Source organism: Marinobacter sp. KMM 10035, assembly GCF_046537445.1.
Classification (GTDB): domain Bacteria; phylum Pseudomonadota; class Gammaproteobacteria; order Pseudomonadales; family Oleiphilaceae; genus Marinobacter; species Marinobacter sediminicola.
In genome coordinates this window covers 825,774-841,691 of sequence record NZ_JBBVMG010000001.1, presented here as the reverse complement: position 1 = coordinate 841,691, position 15,918 = coordinate 825,774, and the positions used below count along the sequence as shown (strand labels likewise).

Genomic DNA, 15,918 nt, shown 5'->3' with positions numbered 1-15,918 from the left:
AAATTGCCAGACAGGAGCATGCATTGAATCATTTATCTCTGGGCACCCGCCTGGCCATCATCATCCTGACGGGCTGCCTTACCACCGTTGGCGCTGTCATATATGCCGCCTACAGTGCACTGCTCGAAGACTTCTCAACAAATCTGCTGGTGCAACAGGAGAACGAAACAGCTCACATCTCCAGTTTGGTTAGCCAGGATCTGGAGTTCCGCACCAATGTGCTGTCGCAATTTGCATCGATTCTAAGCACCGAGGGCCAATTGTTTTCCCCGGAAAGGCTTACGAATTTACTGAAGAAACAGAAAAACCTGGAAGAGTTGTTCCCACACAGCCTGAGCGTTTTGACGCCAGAAGCCGTCTTGATTGCTGAAAACATCTTCTCTCCAGGCAGATTGGGCACCCATTACGCCGACCGCCCCCACTGGCAAGAGGCCATCAACACTCAACGCCCCGTTATCAGCCGCCCCCTGATCGGCCGGGCAACAGGTGTGCCCTTAATGGTATTTATTGCGCCCATTAAAGGTGATAACGGGGAGCTCCTGGGCTTCCTCAGTGGCACTTTAAGAATGCACCAGTCGCTTTTGATTCCCGGAAGCGTGCGGGATAGTGCCAGTGAAGATGCAATTTTCCTGGTGGTAGACTCTGATAACTTCCTGTTCATAGAGGGCGCCCCTAACGGTAAAGCCATTGAGGATCTTCCAGACCCCGGGGAAAACTTGCTGATAGATGCGGCCCTTTCAGGTGTCCGTTTTGGCGAGGTTGAAACAAACACAGGCGAAACGCTGATCTATGCAACCAACCACCTGCACCGACTTGGCTGGCTGTTTATACGCGCGGTTCCAAAGTCCCTTGCGACTGCTCCCGCAAAGCAAGCCTTCAGCCGGTTCTTTATGATCAGCATCGGTGTCACCTTCGGCATATTACTGATGACCTACATGGCGCTTCGCTCAACAACCGCTTCTCTCACTCAGATGACCCGTCGTATCCGCTCGATGATCCAGAAACCGGAATCTTCCCGCCGCCTCACAGAACAAGGCGCTCCAGAGGTTCGGGATCTGGCGCAGGCATTTAACCAGCTTATGGATGGGCGGGATGCCAACAACCGACTCAAGGACAACTTTGTTGCCAATGTCAGCCATGAGCTGCGAACACCCTTGACCTCAATAAATGGTGCCATGCGACTGCTCCAATCCGGCACCGCAGGCGAATTACCGGTGCGCGCCAAAGAAATGGTGTCGCTGGCACTGCGCAACGGCGATCGCCTGCAATTACTCATCGGCGACATGCTCGATTTCAACAAGCTGTCCAGCGGCAAGATGCGGGTGAGTTTTCAGCCTGAGGACCTGCCAAAGCTGCTGGCGGAAACTGTCTGTGGGAACGAAACCATGGCCAGGGAGGTCGGCGTCAGCCTGGCCACTCCAGACGTCCCCGAGATACCCCTGCACACCGACGGCCATAGATTGCGGCAGATTCTGGATAACTTCGTGAGCAATGCCATCAAGTTTTCACCAAAAGGTGGCCTGGTCACGCTCCATGCCGAAAAAACGGATCAGAACACACTGCGAATTATTGTGAGCGACCAGGGTAAAGGCGTTCCTGAGACATTTAAATCCCAGATATTCAGTCGCTTTTCCCAGGCAGAGGTTGGCACAACCCGCGCAACGAATGGCACTGGACTGGGCCTGGCGATCAACCAGCAGATTGCAGACCTTCTGAACGGCTCTGTCGGCTTCTACAACAACAATGGCGCACACTTTTGGGTTGAACTACCCTTGGACAGCAACGTCTTATCAGAGGGCACGACATCATGAAAGAGCCCGAGGTGCCTGCCAACGAGAGCAACCGACAAGCCGCACTGGATCAACTTCGGATTCTTGACACTCCTCCGGAAGCCCGGTTTGACCGCCTCACCCGCATGGCCGCCAGGCTTTTGGATGCCCCCATTGCCCTGATTTCCCTGATCGACCGAGACCGGCAGTGGTTTAAATCCATTGTCGGGCTAGACGTCAGCGAAACCCCGCGATGCATTTCCTTTTGCGGACACGCCATTCTGACCGATCGGCCGCTGCTGATAGAAGATGCCTGTGCCGATGAACGTTTCCGCGATAACCCTTTGGTAACCGGCGCGCCGAACATTCGTTTCTATGCCGGCACGCCGCTGCGCAGCTCCGATGGCCACGCCCTGGGAACCCTGTGTGTTATTGACAGGGCGCCCAGAAAGCTGAACGAAGAAGATCTCCAGTGCCTACGAGATATTGCCGACTGCATAGAAGAGCAGATCAGCGCCCAGGAGCTGGCTATTCACTATCGGGAACAGGAACTGCAAAAGCAGAATGAATCCCTGATCATGCTCAAACAGCTTGCGGATCTGGTGCCCGGCGGCCTCTACCAGTTCCGGCTCTTCCCGGATGGGCGCATGACCTTTCCTTTCAGCAGCAAAGGTATAGAGCGCACCTTTGGCGTCACCCCGGCACAGGCTCGGAATGATGCCGCGGCACTTTTCACGATGATAGATCCTGAGGATTACCCAGCGGTAGTGGGCAGTATCAAAGAGTCATCGCAACACCTGTGCACATGGTCTATCCAGTTCCGCATTCGCCATCCAGAAGGCAAAGTACGCTGGATTGAAGGCCACTCCACACCTCAAAAACTCTCTGATGGCAGCATCATCTGGCACGGCTACCTGGAAGACATAGACGATAAAAAGCGGGCGCTTCTGGGGATCGAGGAAAGCGAGCAGCAGCTTCGGCGGCTGTTTGAACTGGCACCCAGCGGTATCATTCTGGCGGACTACCGCACCGGTGAAATCATCGATGTGAACGCTTCGATGCTCAAGTCAACCGGCTATCGCAAGGAAGAATTCCTGGAGCTTGGTTACCGCCAGCTGCTTTCCCCCAACCATGTATCCATGCAAGCAGAGGTTCTGGAACAGCTACAGCACTCAGGCTATTTCGGGCCCATCGAACAAGAAATTGTGGACCGCTACGGCAACAGCTACCCAGCCATCGTTCACGCCATGCTAATACTCGATTCTGCTGGCCGAAAGCTGCTCTGGGTTCTGCTGGACGATATTTCGGAGCGTAAAAAGATCGAGCGCATGAAGAACCAGTTTGTATCGACCGTGAGCCATGAGCTCCGCACGCCGCTCACCTCAATTACAGGAGCGATCGGGCTTCTGGCCGGGGGGGCGGCGGGCACGATACCTCAAAAAGCACAAGATATGATGGCCATTGCCGAGCGCAATGCCAAGCAGCTGGCCAGGTTGATCGACGACCTTCTTGATATCGAAAAGCTGGTAACCGGAAAGCTGACCATCAGCATGCAATACCAGCCTCTACTGCCGTTACTCGAGCAGGCAGTGAGTGAAAACCGGGCCTATGGTGCGCAGCGGGAAGTTACCATTCACCTTGCTTCAGACATACCCGCCGTTGACGTATTTGTAGACGGCCAGCGCCTGCTGCAAAGCCTTAACAACCTGATATCCAATGCCATGAAATTCTCCCCCGATAGTGGGCGTATTGGTGTGTCGGCGAAACAGCAGATCCTGGAGGGGGCTCAAACGGTCACTATTTCCGTGCAAGACAGTGGAGACGGTGTTCCGGAAGCCTTTAGAAGCGCAATTTTCCAGCGCTTTGCCCAGGCCGACAGCTCCGACACCCGTAGCCGGGGTGGCACAGGCCTTGGGCTTGCGATAACTCGCGAACTGATAAATGCCATGGGTGGCGATGTCGGCTTTGAGTCTTTGCCGGGCCAGGGCGCAACCTTCTGGATACGCCTGCCTGTGGCAGTTATTGGTGAACCATAAAAAACCGGCAACCCGAATGGGTTGCCGGTTTCAAGTCTGAACCCGTTAATCAGCTAGTTCAGGCAGATTTGAGCATTTCACGCACCACATAGTGCAAGATGCCGCCGTGATGGAAGTAGACAGCTTCATTTGCAGTATCAATCCGCGATTTCAGATCGCAAGTCGCGGTTGAGCCGTCCTTGTAGGTGATCGTCATGGTCAGCGTTTGGCCCGGTGTTATATCTCCGGACAACCCACTGATACTGATGGTTTCTTCTCCAGTCAGTTTCAGGCTCTTTCGATCCGTACCTTCCGGGAACTGCAGGGGCATCACACCCATGCCAATGAGGTTGGAGCGGTGGATTCGCTCATAGGATTCTGCCACCACCGCACGAACTCCAAGCAGGCGAGTGCCTTTGGCTGCCCAGTCGCGGCTTGAGCCGGTTCCGTATTCCTTACCAGCAATCACAACCAACGGTGTGCCCTGCTCCTGGTACTTCATGGCCGCATCATAAACCGCCATTTGCTCCCCGGTGGGCACGAACTTGGTGAAACCGCCCTCAACACCATTCAGCATTTCGTTACGAATACGTACGTTGGCAAAGGTGCCCCGCATCATCACCTCATGGTTACCCCGGCGGGAACCATAAGAGTTGAAGTTGCCCGGCTCAACACCGCGCTCCTGCAGATATCTGCCTGCGGGGCTATCGGCGCTGAATGAGCCGGCCGGCGAGATGTGATCCGTTGTCACGGAATCCCCCAGCAGTGCCAAAATATTTGCGTTGGAAATATCCTCAATCGGATCTGGCTCCGGGCCCATACCTTCAAAGAAAGGCGGATGCTGGATGTAGGTAGAATCTTCTGACCACTTGTACACCTTGGTTTCAGGCACCTCTATGGCCTGCCAGGTAGCATCGCCATCGAACACCGCCGCGTACTCAGTCCGGAACATGTCAGTTTTGACTTTCTCCACAGCCTCAGCAACTTCTTGCTGGCTTGGCCACAGGTCTTTCAGGTACACCGGATTACCATCCTGGTCTTTACCCAGAGGATCCTTCTGCAGGTTCAATCGCACGTTACCAGCCAACGCATAGGCAACAACCAAAGGAGGTGACGCCAACCAGTTGGTTTTTACCAGCGGGTGTATGCGCCCTTCGAAGTTACGGTTACCAGACAGCACAGAGGCTACTGTGATATCACCGTCCGTGATGGCTTTTTCAACCGAATCCGGCAACGGGCCAGAGTTACCGATGCAGGTTGTGCAGCCGTAGCCTACCAAGTCAAAGCCCAGCTTGTTCAGATCATCCTGAAATCCGCCTGCGGCCAGGTATTCTGTGACCACCTTGGAGCCCGGCGCCAGTGACGTTTTCACCCAAGGCTTGGTGGTCAAGCCCTTCTCCACCGCTTTCCGGGCCACCAAACCAGCCGCCATCATCACACTGGGGTTAGACGTGTTGGTACAGGAGGTGATAGCCGCAATCACGACTGCGCCCGGATCCAGGCGGGTATCCTGCCCATTCAGAGTGATTTCCCGACTGCAGGGATGATGATAGCTGTCATCAACGCCCACGGCGGTTTGCCCGCCTTCCGATTTAAGCTCCATTTCACGCTTATCGGGCGCATCCGGGCCACCCTCAGATGTTTCCATCAACAGTTCGAACGCCGCTTTCATGTTTTTCAGTGCGACCCGATCCTGCGGCCGTTTCGGCCCGGCCATACTGGCTTCTACATCGCCCATGTCGAGTTCCAGCGTCGCCGTGTACACCGGCTCGTGGCCTGGCTCACGCCACAACCCCTGGGCTTTGGCATAGGCCTCAACCAACTCGATTTGCTGGTCGTCACGACCGGTCAAGCGCAAATACTTCAGGGTTTGCTCATCCACTGGGAAGAAGCCACAGGTCGCGCCATATTCCGGAGACATGTTGGCAATGGTGGCACGGTCTGCCACGGGCATGTCTTTCAGGCCGTCACCATAGAATTCCACAAACTTTCCAACCACGCCTTTTTTGCGCAGCATTTCGGTCACGGTAAGAACCAGATCCGTAGCAGTGATGCCTTCACGCAGCTTGCCGGAAACCTTGAAGCCCACTACTTCCGGTATCAGCATGGATACTGGCTGGCCAAGCATGGCGGCCTCTGCTTCGATACCACCAACGCCCCAGCCAAGAATGCCCAGGCCGTTAATCATGGTGGTGTGGGAGTCTGTACCTACCAACGTATCCGGATAGGCAATGGTTTTATCACCCTGCTCCTTGTGCCAAACAGTTTTGCCCAGGTACTCGAGGTTTACCTGATGGCAAATGCCGGTTCCAGGTGGAACCACACGGAAGTTATCAAAGGCCTGCTGGCCCCAGCGCAGGAACTCGTAGCGCTCCTGGTTGCGCTCCATCTCGATTTCCACGTTCCGCCCGAAAGCGCTTGCCGTGCCGAACTCGTCCACCATCACCGAGTGGTCAATCACGAGGTCCACAGGGGACAGGGGATTGATCACGGCCGGATCTCCACCGGCCTTTTTGACAGCCTCGCGCATGGCTGCCAAATCCACCACACCGGGTACGCCGGTAAAGTCCTGCATCAGCACCCGCGCTGGGCGGAACTGGATTTCGGTGTCTGAGCGCTTATCTTTCAGCCACTGCACCATGGCATCAACGTGGCTTTGATCCACGGTTACGCCATCTTCGTTGCGAAGCAGGTTTTCGAGGAGCACTTTCAATGAGAAGGGGAGTCGGTTTAGATCACCGAGGGATTCTGCCGCTTTGGGCAGGCTGTAATAGTGAAACGTTTTACCGCCTGCACTCAAGCTGCTGAGTGTGTTCAGGCTATCTTTTCCAAGGCTATTGTTCGACATACTGTGCCTCCATTGTTCGCCATGATCCGAGCACTTTTACAAGCTACACTGCGACATCAGACAAGCAGGCTGGCGCAAAAGTCAGGGAATGTGAAGTCTTGTATAACTATTGCATCGAATAATTATAGTTCAAGGTCACGCCCATGAATGTTCGGTATTCAGGGGGATGATTGCCAAACTACAAAATTTATACAAAATTCGATTTGCGGCCCCCCCACTGAGAGTTAAGGTAGGCTTTTCCTACACACTTAGCCCCCTGAAGGTATCCCGCTTGCTGGCGCTTGATAACTTTTTCGTGCTCAATCCGGCAGCCGACAAGCTGGTGTCGGGCCAATATGAGACTGGTCTGGTAGTGCTATCGCTGGCCATTGCCATAGGTGCTTCCTATCTGGCGCTCACCCTGGCGGCAGCGGCCCGGCGCAGCACAACTGTGCACCTGCAGCGTCTGCATTTAATCAGCGGCTCAGCCTCCCTGGGTTTCGGTATCTGGTCCATGCACTTTATAGGCATGTTGGCCTTCGAGATGCCTGCCCATGTTCACTATCACCCCTGGATCACCGCCCTATCGGCAGCACCCAGCCTGTTCGCATCCTGGGTGGCCCTCAGCCTGCTCGCTCGACATGACCTTAACCCTGCGCGTTTGATTGGTGGAGGCGTGATCGTTGGGGCCGGCATAGGCACTATGCATTATCTGGGTATGGCAGCGATGGAGATCGGGCCGGCGCTTAGATACGACCCTCTGCTGTTCGTGCTCTCTATTGTGGTTGCGGTGCTACTTGGCACCTTAGCCCTGTGGATCAGCTTCGGTTTGCGGCGCAGAACCCGCATGCGCGGATACAAACGTCGGCTCCTGGCCGGTGCCGTAATGGGTCTTGCCATCGCGGGTATGCACTACACGGCCATGGAAGCCGCTCGCTTTATCGGCGAGCCGGAGCCGGGGTTCCTGCCCGGCAGCAACCGCCAAACTGCACTTGCCTTCACCATTGCTTTCATTACGGTGAGCCTCAGCTTACTGGCCGCCAGTGTGAACGCTGTGGCGCGCTACTGGGCACTCATGAGGCGCAGCCAGGAAGCCACGAGTGAAATACAGGCCATTCTGGATGCGGCGGTAGATGGCATAGTGAAATTTTCCGACCGCGGTATTGTGCTGTCGTTCAGCGAATCTGCCGAGCGAATTTTGGGTTACCAGGCAGAAGAGGTCCTCGGCAAAAACGTGATGATGCTGCTGCCCAACCCCTATAGGGATGCCCATGACAGCTATCTGAAAAACTACCTGCGTACCGGTGTGCCCAAGATCATCGGCTCCAACCGGGAGGTGTGGGCCCTTCACAAGAATGGCCACCAGGTTCCCGTACTCCTCGCCATTGGCGAATCCCGGCTGGGCGGCATAAGCACCTTCGTTGGCTTTTTAACGGACATTTCCGAACGTCACAAGATGGAAACCGAACTGCGGCAAGCCAAAGAGTTGGCGGAAGAAGCTGCTGCAGCTAAAACCGCCTTTCTGGCCAACATGAGCCACGAGATTCGCACGCCCATGAACGCCATCATTGGCTTCACCGATCTGGTACTGGACACGCCCCTGGAAGAGCGCCAGGCACGGCATTTAGGCGTAGTTAAGGCTTCCGCCAGGTCGCTACTGAGCCTGCTTAACGACATTCTGGACTCTGCCAAGCTGGATGGTGGTCACATTGAGATTGAATCCCGAAGTTTCAATTTCAGGCACCTTTGTGAACAGGTCATCGCCACCCAGTCGCTCCTTGCAAACCGCAAGGGTCTTTACCTTAATCTGGATTTTGAGGCAGGGGATTATTTCAAGGGCGACCCTCTACGCATTCAGCAAGTAATACTGAATCTGCTAAGCAACGCAGTGAAATTCACGCAAACCGGAGGGGTCACCCTGCGGGTCAAGCATCCAGAACCACAGAAAGTGCTCATTCTGGTGGAAGATACCGGCATCGGCATCTCTGCCGACCGCCTTGATAAAATCTTTGAGCCCTTCACCCAGGCCGATTCCAGTATGACCCGCCGTTTCGGGGGCACCGGGCTTGGCACCACCATCGCCCGACAATTGGCGGAACTCATGGGCGGAGAGATTACCGTCACCAGCACCCCCGGCAAAGGCTCCACTTTCCAGGTAACCCTGGCTATTTCCGAAGGTGAGCCGGTGGATGACGATCAACATTCCGAGCAAGAGGTGATTCTGCCACCGTTGCGAATTCTGGTGGCTGATGACGTAGCACAAAACCTTGAGCTTCTATCGTCACTGCTGACCCAGCGAAACCACCAGGTGACCACTGCCAACAATGGCAAGCAGGCTCTGGATCTTTATCGCCGCGAAGCCTTTGATCTGGTTTTGATGGATGTGCAGATGCCCGAAATGAATGGCCATGATGCAACCCGCGCCATTCGTCAGATCGAAACTACCGAACACCGAGCCTACACACCAGTGATAGCCCTGACTGCCAGCGTATTGGAATCTGATCGCCGGGAAGCCGCAAAAGCAGGCATGGACGGCTTTGCAACCAAACCCATAAACATGCCGCAGCTGACCCACGAAATAGCGATCGTGTTAGGCATCGATAGCGCCGGCCCCGAACAAATCACAAGCCAAAATATGGGTGCAGTCATCGACCAAGGCACAGTGCGCCACCTCTGGCCGGACGCTGCCAAGCATCAGAACGCAGCTACGCGCTTCCTGAACGAGCCTGGCAACCAACCCCGTGCACTTCGTAGCCAGGCAGGTGATCAGGCTGCTGCCGCCCACAGACTCAGGGGTATTGCCGGCAATCTTGGGTTCAACCAACTCGCCAGCGTGTTGGCAGAGCTGGAAGCCGTACTCAAAACCGGGAATCCTGCACCTGAATCCTTATGGGAAAACGTGCAGTTACGCTTTGACGCTGCCATTGTCTGGCTCAAACAACAGCCCGCCCCGCCTGAAATAGTGACGGAAACACCGGTGACTGCCTTGGATACACGCTTGCTAAACCATGTGATCGAACGCCTGAGCCACGGCGAATTGCCCGACGAAGATATCAAGAGCCTCAAGCCAGGGCTTCCAGCTGACTGCTCGAAAGCCATGGACCTGATGCTGGATGAGTTCGAGCCGGAAAAAGCCGCGGAAATATTAATCAGCTTTCGAAAGACCCTGGAATTCTCCTGATGTTGAATGACACCAAGACTCTTCTATTGGTAGACGACGAGCCTGCAAACCTCCAGGTGCTCCGCAACATACTGTCTGATCAGTATCGTTTGCTGTTCGCAAAAGACGGTGAGCGCGCGCTGGAGCTAGCGCGGAGTGAAAAGCCGAACCTGATTCTTCTGGATGTTATGATGCCGGGTATGTCCGGCTACACTGTGTGCGAAACACTCAAGGCCGAAAGCCGAACCAGCACCATCCCGATTATCTTTGTCACCGCTCTGTCAGGTTCTGACGACGAAACCCGAGGGTTTGAGCTTGGCGCTGTGGACTACATTACCAAACCCGTAAATGCAGCCATTGTAAGGGCCCGTGTAAAAACCCACTTATCGCTGGTGCGAATGGATGAACTGGTGAAGACCCGCTTGGCCGTAGTGCAACGTCTGGGCCGCGCTGCTGAATACAAAGACAACGAAACGGGGCTGCACGTTATCCGCATGAGCCACTTCTCCAGACTGATCGCACTGCAGGCAGGGTTTGGTGAAACCTGGTCTGACACCTTGTTGAATGCGGCACCCATGCATGATGTGGGCAAAATCGGTATACCCGATGCCATTCTTCAAAAGCCGGGAAAACTGGACGCAGATGAGTGGGCTGTAATGCAGACACACCCAACAATAGGGGCCGAGATTATTGGCGATGACGGCTCAAGCCTGCTCGATATGGCCCGGGAAGTGGCATTGAACCACCATGAAAAATGGGATGGCAGCGGTTATCCCAAAGGCCTCAAGGGTACAGACATCCCCGTATCAGCCCGGATTGTTGCACTGGCTGACGTATTCGACGCGCTCACCAGCGAGCGCCCGTATAAAAGCGCCTGGCCCATAGACAAAGCCACCAGGCTAATCCGCGAGCAGGCCGGCAAGCACTTTGACCCGGATTTGGTTGAGGCATTTTTCCAGTGCCTGCCCGACATATTGAAAATTCGCGCCCAATGGCAGGATGCCTAACATGAAACACGATTGTCACTATCACCCAGGCGACCCTGCCAAATGGCAGTGCAGCGAGTGCCAGATGCATTATTGCAGCCGCTGCATGCCCGATGCCGACACACGCCAGCGCCGTGCACTTTGCCCAACTTGTAGTAAGGCCATGCGCTATATGGGAGCCGCCACCGAAGTGGTGCCTTTCTGGAACCGAATCGGCGCGTTTTTCCGCTACCCGTTTCATACAGATCCACTGATCGTCATTGCGATCTGCACGTTGGTACCCCTTGTTGCTCCCGCCAACCTGATCGGCATACTGATCTGGCTGGTTTTGGCCTTGGCACTCTTCAAGTACACCTATGCGGTGATCAATCACACAGCCGAGGGCCATCTGAATCCACCCAGCGTGTCAGTCGCCTTTACTGGCAGTGGGTTCAATATTGTTATTCTCCAGCTGCTGGTTTTCATTGTAATGGGCGGTCTGATAGGCGCAGCCGCTATGGTGGGCGGCCCCTTGCTGATGTTGCTGGCGCTCGCATTCGTGGTATTGGCCATGCCCGCGAGCATTATGGTGCTGGCCATGGAGCGCTCTGTGGGCGCGGCGGTAAACCCAATGAATCTGGCGGTGCTTATTTCCCGTATCGGCACCCCCTACTTCCTGCTCTACGGTTACCTGATTTTGCTTACCCTGGCCTCGGGTGTGGCTCAGGATTTTGCCTACAACCATTTTCCTTTCTGGTTTTCACAGCCGTTATCCGGCTTTCTGAACAGTACCTTCACGCTGATTCTGTTCAATATGCTTGGCTACCTGTTATTCCAGTACCAGGAAGAGCTGGGTTTCGCCTCAGATATTCAGGATGATTCCACCGATGTGGATATGCACCAGCGGGATCGTGGTGCGCGCTTTGACGCCGACATTGATATGAACCTGAAGGACGGCAACTACGACCGGGTACAGGGCATGCTGAAGGAAGCACTGAAGCGCAACCGTGAGGACCCTCTGCGTATTGGCCAGCTATACCAGCTATTGGTCGCCCGGAATGATGCCACTGAGCTCTACCAATACCACCCACGGATTCTTGGCTGGCTGGCAGACCGCAACGACGGCGAAGGTATTGCGTCTGTTGTGAGCCTGCTTGAAGAGGCTGAGCCTGGTTTCAAACTGGATGAGCCGGAACTGGCCGTTCGCTCCGCGCGCTGCCTGTATCAGCGGGGGCAATACAAGCTGGCTCTAAAACTGCTACAGGACTTCCACAAGCGTTTTCCGGAAAGCGACGAGCTGGCTCCTGCTTATTTGCTGGTTGCTCAAACTCTTGCCAACGGAATGGGCCAGTGGGAAAAGGCAACGGCCTTTCTGACGTTTATCCAAAAGCGTTGCGTGAATCACCCGTTGCATGAGCAAGTTCCGGTGTTTCTGGAGCAAGCTGAGAAGAAAGAACTGCTTAAAGGCCCAAAGGCGTCATTCGCAGTGCCAGATTAGGGAGGGTGAGGGGAGGCCCTTCCAAAACCGTGCGGAGCCATGGATGGCGGAGCCGAGCGTACAGGGAGGTATTCACAGCGTGTTTTGGAAGGGCCTCCCCTCACCCTCCTGGCTACCTCCGAATTTAGCCAGCCTGCAGCAACTGGCGATAATGCCTAGCCTTCGGTGCCATTTGGAGCTTTTCAAACTCTTCGGCGAGCAATCTGCACGCCTCAGTTGTCAATAATGGATCATCCGCTCCACGCAGCCGCTCAAAGGCTTTCTCTGCGGCTTTCAGATCGTGCTGTTTGAGGCTGGCGAATAACACCCGGTTATGATCTTCCGCCGCAAGGGGATTATGGCTTTCGCCTTTACTCAGGTACTCCTGCCACACAGCTATCATCTGCTCTGGCTGACGGCGGCTCAGCGAATCGTTCATCAGATCGCGGGTACGGACCTGGTACTCGAGTAAATCCGGGCGCAGTTTGGCGAGGTTGTAAAGGTGCTCTAGCAAGATGGGCCTGTCGGGGTAGGTTTCACGCAGGGCCTCAAACTGGCGTCGAGCCAGGTCGAAATCCATGCGGCCAAGGCTGGCCATGGCTTGGGCATACCCGGTAGTGAAACGCTCGTCTTGCTCATCTTCTTCCGGCTCAAAAAATTCCTCGCGTACCTGCAACCAGCTTTTACCCAGCAGCCATACCAGGCCTGCACCTGCAAGCAACCCGCCAGCGTGGGCCATGTAGGCAATGCCAGTTGCGCCGGCAAACCAGTAGTCGTAGATTTCCTTGCCCAGCCACACCGGCAGTATGGCTATGGCAGGTGCCCGGAAGTAGTTGAAGTACACGCCGAGGAAATAGAAAAAGCGTATTTTCTGCAGGCCGTAGATGGCCACATACATTCCCATCAGCCCGGAAATAGAGCCGGAGGCGCCCACCAAGGGAACAAAGCTCCCCAGCGAGAAGGCAGTAAAAACAACCCCCGACAATGCGCCACAGGCCAGATAGGCCAATAGAAAGCGGCCAGGGCCGAGGGCCTTTTCTACGGTAAATCCAAGCAGGAACAGGAAGAGCAGGTTGCCGATAATATGCCCCCAGCCGCCGTGCAGGAACTGGTAGGTAATCAGCGTGTACAAAGACAATTTTGCGGGAATCAGGCCTAACTGCTGGGCACTCAGGCGCTGAATATAGGTTTCTTCAATAAGGGCGCGCTGCTCGAACCAGTGCCTTCGCTCTGCGGGGGCCCAGATCACATCACTATTCTGAAGCAAATACTGATAGAACTCGCGATCCATCAACAGGCTGGCGGAGAGCCAGAAGTCTTCGCCCTCTTCCCTCAGCTTCTGAAACTGTTGCAGTTCAAAAACCCGGTCTTCCTGGCCTTCAAAGCGAATTTCCCGCTGCAGGAAGTCCTCATATGCCGGTGCTTCCAGCTGGTGCAGCCCTGCATCCAGATACTCACTCACAGCTTGCTCAAGCTTGCGGCTGTCCCCTCCCTGATAAAACAGGAAAACCAGCATGCAGGTGAGCATCAACCCGAGGGTAACCCAGGGCGGGCGCTTCCAGTTAATGGCGTTCTCAGCAGGAATAATCAACATGGGCGGTCACAATTCATCATAATCTGTCCCTGAAAAACTGTTTTCTATCATACCAGTGTCTTGTTTTCGCGCTTAAATGATTTTCAGCGAGATGGCACACTACACCATCCGCTAATTACCGTTATTTCTGTCTCGGGTAATAGTGAGCGGGAATAACAAGAAAAACCAGAGGTCTGAACCAAGGATACTGCAGATGACTGTACTCGTATTGGACAACCCAGAGTTGATTGCCAAAGCTGCCGTCGCTTCCGGCTTTAATGCAGCTACCCTCATGGCCGAAGGCAAGCGCCCACACCGGATGAGGTTTCACTACGGTTTCAACAAACACACACTGGATAGCCAAGACACCGAAATTATCAGGCAACACGCTGCCTACCTGAGACTGCACCCGTCGGTGAGCGTTCGGATTCATGGTCACTCTGACAATTTTGGAGCCGAGGATTACAACCACTTCCTGTCCCGACTGCGAACAAATGCGGTTGTGAAGCTTCTTGTACAGGAGGGGATTGCTGAACCCCGCATTCTGGTTGCAAGCTGGGGATCAGCCCGACCCTTTACAAAACAGGAAGATAGAGCCGCTAACCGCCGGGTTGAGATTGAGTATCTGACCAGAGAGATGGCGAAAGCGCTTTAGGAAGAGAGATGCCCGGGGCCAGCAATTTGAGCAGCCCCGGGCCGTGTCTCTGGATCAGTTAGCCGTGTACCTGCCACACGTTCCACAGCAACAAAATTGCCGCAACCAGCATGGACAGCCAAGTTAGAACCATGCCAAGAGCCCGCGCTTTGTGCTCCTCACCATGGCCGTTAATCATTCCCCAGGCATGAAGAAGACGACCTACCACCAAGGCCATGCCTGTCCAGTAAATAAGACCGCTCGCCACACCGTTCATTTCCGCAATACCAAGCATAATCAGCCCGATGGGAGCGTACTCCACCAGATTTCCGTGGGCGCGAACCGCCGCCTGAAAATCAGCGTCATCAGTAACGCCTATGCCTTTTTTATACTTCAGGCGAAACTTCACAACGTATCCTGAAAGCACCAACATCAATATACCGAGTACAGCAGCAAACACTCCGGTAACTGGTAACAACATGCTCAGCTCTTCCTTATTTGACTGACAATCGCCAATAGTAATACCGCACCTACTGTCGCAGTTACCAGCTCTCCAATAGCGCCTTGGGCTGCCAGGCCAAGCAGGCGAAACACAAAACCGCCAAGGAATGAGCCAACAATACCAATACCCACATTGGCCAATACGCCAAAACCGCGGCCTTTCATAATCACACCGGCAAGCCAGCCAGCTAAACCACCAATAATCAGAAAGAAAATCAGGTTCATTGTTCGCACCTCCTTGAGGGGGGTTGTTTAAGGAGTTCGTTAATCAGAGCCATTACGCCCGACCCAGTTCAGCAATCGCCTCTGCCATCTCTTTATGGCAACGTGTAATCAGCGCTGGAACATCCTCGGTGGTCAGCCCTGTGGTTTCTACCGGAGGCAGAATCCGCATAGGCACAGGCTCGCGCCTACCCTGCCAACCAAACGTTTTATTGCGATATTCAGCAGCACACACCATAACAATTGGCGCCCCGGCCGTCACCGCTGCATAGAAAGCACCTTTTTTGAACTTCTGCAGCCCACGCCCCTTGCTGCGGGTACCTTCCACGAAAACCCACAGGCTCTTATTCTCGCGGGTGATTGCCTCGCTGGTAGCTTGCATGACTGCAACAGCTTTGCGGGAACGGGCACGGTTCAATATCACATTCCCCCCCAGCCAAAATGCCCAGCCAAAAAATGGAACCCAGACCAGTGATGACTTGCCCACCGTTACGGTGCGCGGCGCCACCAAGTCTCCCACCACAAAAAGATCATCGTTGTATTGGTGATTACAAATTGCCACCACAGGGCGATCCTGAGGCATGTTCTCCACACCTTCCACCGGTCGCTCCATGCCCAGTATTGCGCGGCCGGTTCGCGCCAATGCGATGGCCAGAAGCCGGTTATTGTCCGGATTGAACGGCCGGACAATAAAAAATGGCAGGGCGAGTATGCAAAGCACTGGAACACTCAGCCAAGCCAGAAAATTTCTGATAAAGCCCATACGAAAAACTCT

The 15,918-nt window shown here is 54.7% G+C and carries 11 protein-coding genes; 6 read left to right on the top strand and 5 right to left on the bottom strand.

What is annotated here, in order from left to right; all coding sequences use genetic code 11:
- Nucleotides 1–23: 23 nt before the first annotated feature.
- Nucleotides 24–1,811 (top strand): ATP-binding protein, encoded by a 1,788-nt coding sequence (locus AADB16_RS03670; RefSeq protein ID WP_410801441.1) that lies wholly within the window; start codon nt 24–26, stop codon nt 1,809–1,811.
- Nucleotides 1,808–3,805, top strand: coding sequence for an ATP-binding protein (locus tag AADB16_RS03665; protein ID WP_410801439.1), 1,998 nt, complete (start codon nt 1,808–1,810; stop codon nt 3,803–3,805). The genes AADB16_RS03670 and AADB16_RS03665 overlap by 4 nt, the downstream gene beginning before the upstream one ends.
- 58 nt (nt 3,806–3,863) lie before the next feature.
- Here the strand turns inward: AADB16_RS03665 and acnA are convergent, their stop codons facing one another.
- Nucleotides 3,864–6,632 (bottom strand): aconitate hydratase AcnA, encoded by a 2,769-nt coding sequence (gene acnA, locus AADB16_RS03660; protein ID WP_410801437.1) that lies wholly within the window; start codon nt 6,630–6,632, stop codon nt 3,864–3,866.
- 271 nt (nt 6,633–6,903) lie between these two features.
- On the opposite strand from acnA, the gene AADB16_RS03655 reads away from it, so the two are divergent.
- The 3 genes from AADB16_RS03655 to AADB16_RS03645 are packed head-to-tail and all read left to right on the top strand — an operon-like array spanning nt 6,904 to nt 12,234.
- Nucleotides 6,904–9,792: an MHYT domain-containing protein gene (locus tag AADB16_RS03655; RefSeq protein WP_410801435.1), complete on the top strand. Its 2,889-nt coding sequence runs from the start codon at nt 6,904–6,906 to the stop codon at nt 9,790–9,792.
- Nucleotides 9,792–10,778 (top strand): HD domain-containing phosphohydrolase, encoded by a 987-nt coding sequence (locus AADB16_RS03650; protein ID WP_410801434.1) that lies wholly within the window; start codon nt 9,792–9,794, stop codon nt 10,776–10,778. The genes AADB16_RS03655 and AADB16_RS03650 overlap by 1 nt, the downstream gene beginning before the upstream one ends.
- Nucleotide 10,779: 1 nt before the next feature.
- On the top strand, nt 10,780–12,234 hold the full coding sequence (locus tag AADB16_RS03645; protein ID WP_309044601.1) for a tetratricopeptide repeat protein: 1,455 nt from the start codon (nt 10,780–10,782) through the stop codon (nt 12,232–12,234).
- A gap of 124 nt (nt 12,235–12,358) precedes the next feature.
- Here AADB16_RS03645 and AADB16_RS03640 read toward each other — a convergent pair whose 3' ends face one another.
- A complete protein-coding gene (locus AADB16_RS03640; protein ID WP_410801432.1) occupies nt 12,359–13,807 on the bottom strand; it encodes a rhomboid family intramembrane serine protease in 1,449 nt (482 codons plus the stop codon).
- A 193-nt stretch (nt 13,808–14,000) separates the two neighbouring features.
- Between AADB16_RS03640 and AADB16_RS03635 the strand changes: the two genes are divergently transcribed.
- Complete coding sequence (locus AADB16_RS03635; protein WP_410801430.1) at nt 14,001–14,441, top strand: OmpA family protein; 441 nt, start codon at nt 14,001–14,003, stop codon at nt 14,439–14,441.
- Between the two features lie 58 nt (nt 14,442–14,499).
- On the opposite strand, the gene AADB16_RS03630 is transcribed toward AADB16_RS03635, so the two are convergent.
- From AADB16_RS03630 to AADB16_RS03620, 3 genes are read right to left on the bottom strand one after another with little or no spacing between them, the layout of a single operon-like run.
- Nucleotides 14,500–14,901 (bottom strand): MAPEG family protein, encoded by a 402-nt coding sequence (locus tag AADB16_RS03630; RefSeq protein ID WP_309044598.1) that lies wholly within the window; start codon nt 14,899–14,901, stop codon nt 14,500–14,502.
- 2 nt (nt 14,902–14,903) lie between these two features.
- The gene (locus AADB16_RS03625) at nt 14,904–15,146 is read right to left on the bottom strand and encodes a GlsB/YeaQ/YmgE family stress response membrane protein (protein ID WP_309044597.1); all 243 of its coding nucleotides are present in this window, start codon (nt 15,144–15,146) and stop codon (nt 14,904–14,906) included.
- 52 nt (nt 15,147–15,198) lie between these two features.
- Nucleotides 15,199–15,906, bottom strand: a complete 708-nt coding sequence (locus AADB16_RS03620; protein ID WP_309044596.1) for a lysophospholipid acyltransferase family protein — start codon at nt 15,904–15,906, stop codon at nt 15,199–15,201.
- Nucleotides 15,907–15,918 lie beyond the last annotated feature (12 nt).

Coding starts and splice junctions, on each gene's coding strand:
- AADB16_RS03650 (WP_410801434.1), top strand. CDS start 9,792: ATGTTGAATGACACCAAGACTCTTCTATTGGTAGACGACGAGCCTGCA.
- AADB16_RS03635 (WP_410801430.1), top strand. CDS start 14,001: ATGACTGTACTCGTATTGGACAACCCAGAGTTGATTGCCAAAGCTGCC.
- AADB16_RS03645 (WP_309044601.1), top strand. CDS start 10,780: ATGAAACACGATTGTCACTATCACCCAGGCGACCCTGCCAAATGGCAG.
- AADB16_RS03625 (WP_309044597.1), bottom strand. CDS start 15,146: ATGAACCTGATTTTCTTTCTGATTATTGGTGGTTTAGCTGGCTGGCTT.
- acnA (WP_410801437.1), bottom strand. CDS start 6,632: ATGTCGAACAATAGCCTTGGAAAAGATAGCCTGAACACACTCAGCAGC.
- AADB16_RS03630 (WP_309044598.1), bottom strand. CDS start 14,901: ATGTTGTTACCAGTTACCGGAGTGTTTGCTGCTGTACTCGGTATATTG.
- AADB16_RS03620 (WP_309044596.1), bottom strand. CDS start 15,906: ATGGGCTTTATCAGAAATTTTCTGGCTTGGCTGAGTGTTCCAGTGCTT.
- AADB16_RS03665 (WP_410801439.1), top strand. CDS start 1,808: ATGAAAGAGCCCGAGGTGCCTGCCAACGAGAGCAACCGACAAGCCGCA.
- AADB16_RS03640 (WP_410801432.1), bottom strand. CDS start 13,807: ATGTTGATTATTCCTGCTGAGAACGCCATTAACTGGAAGCGCCCGCCC.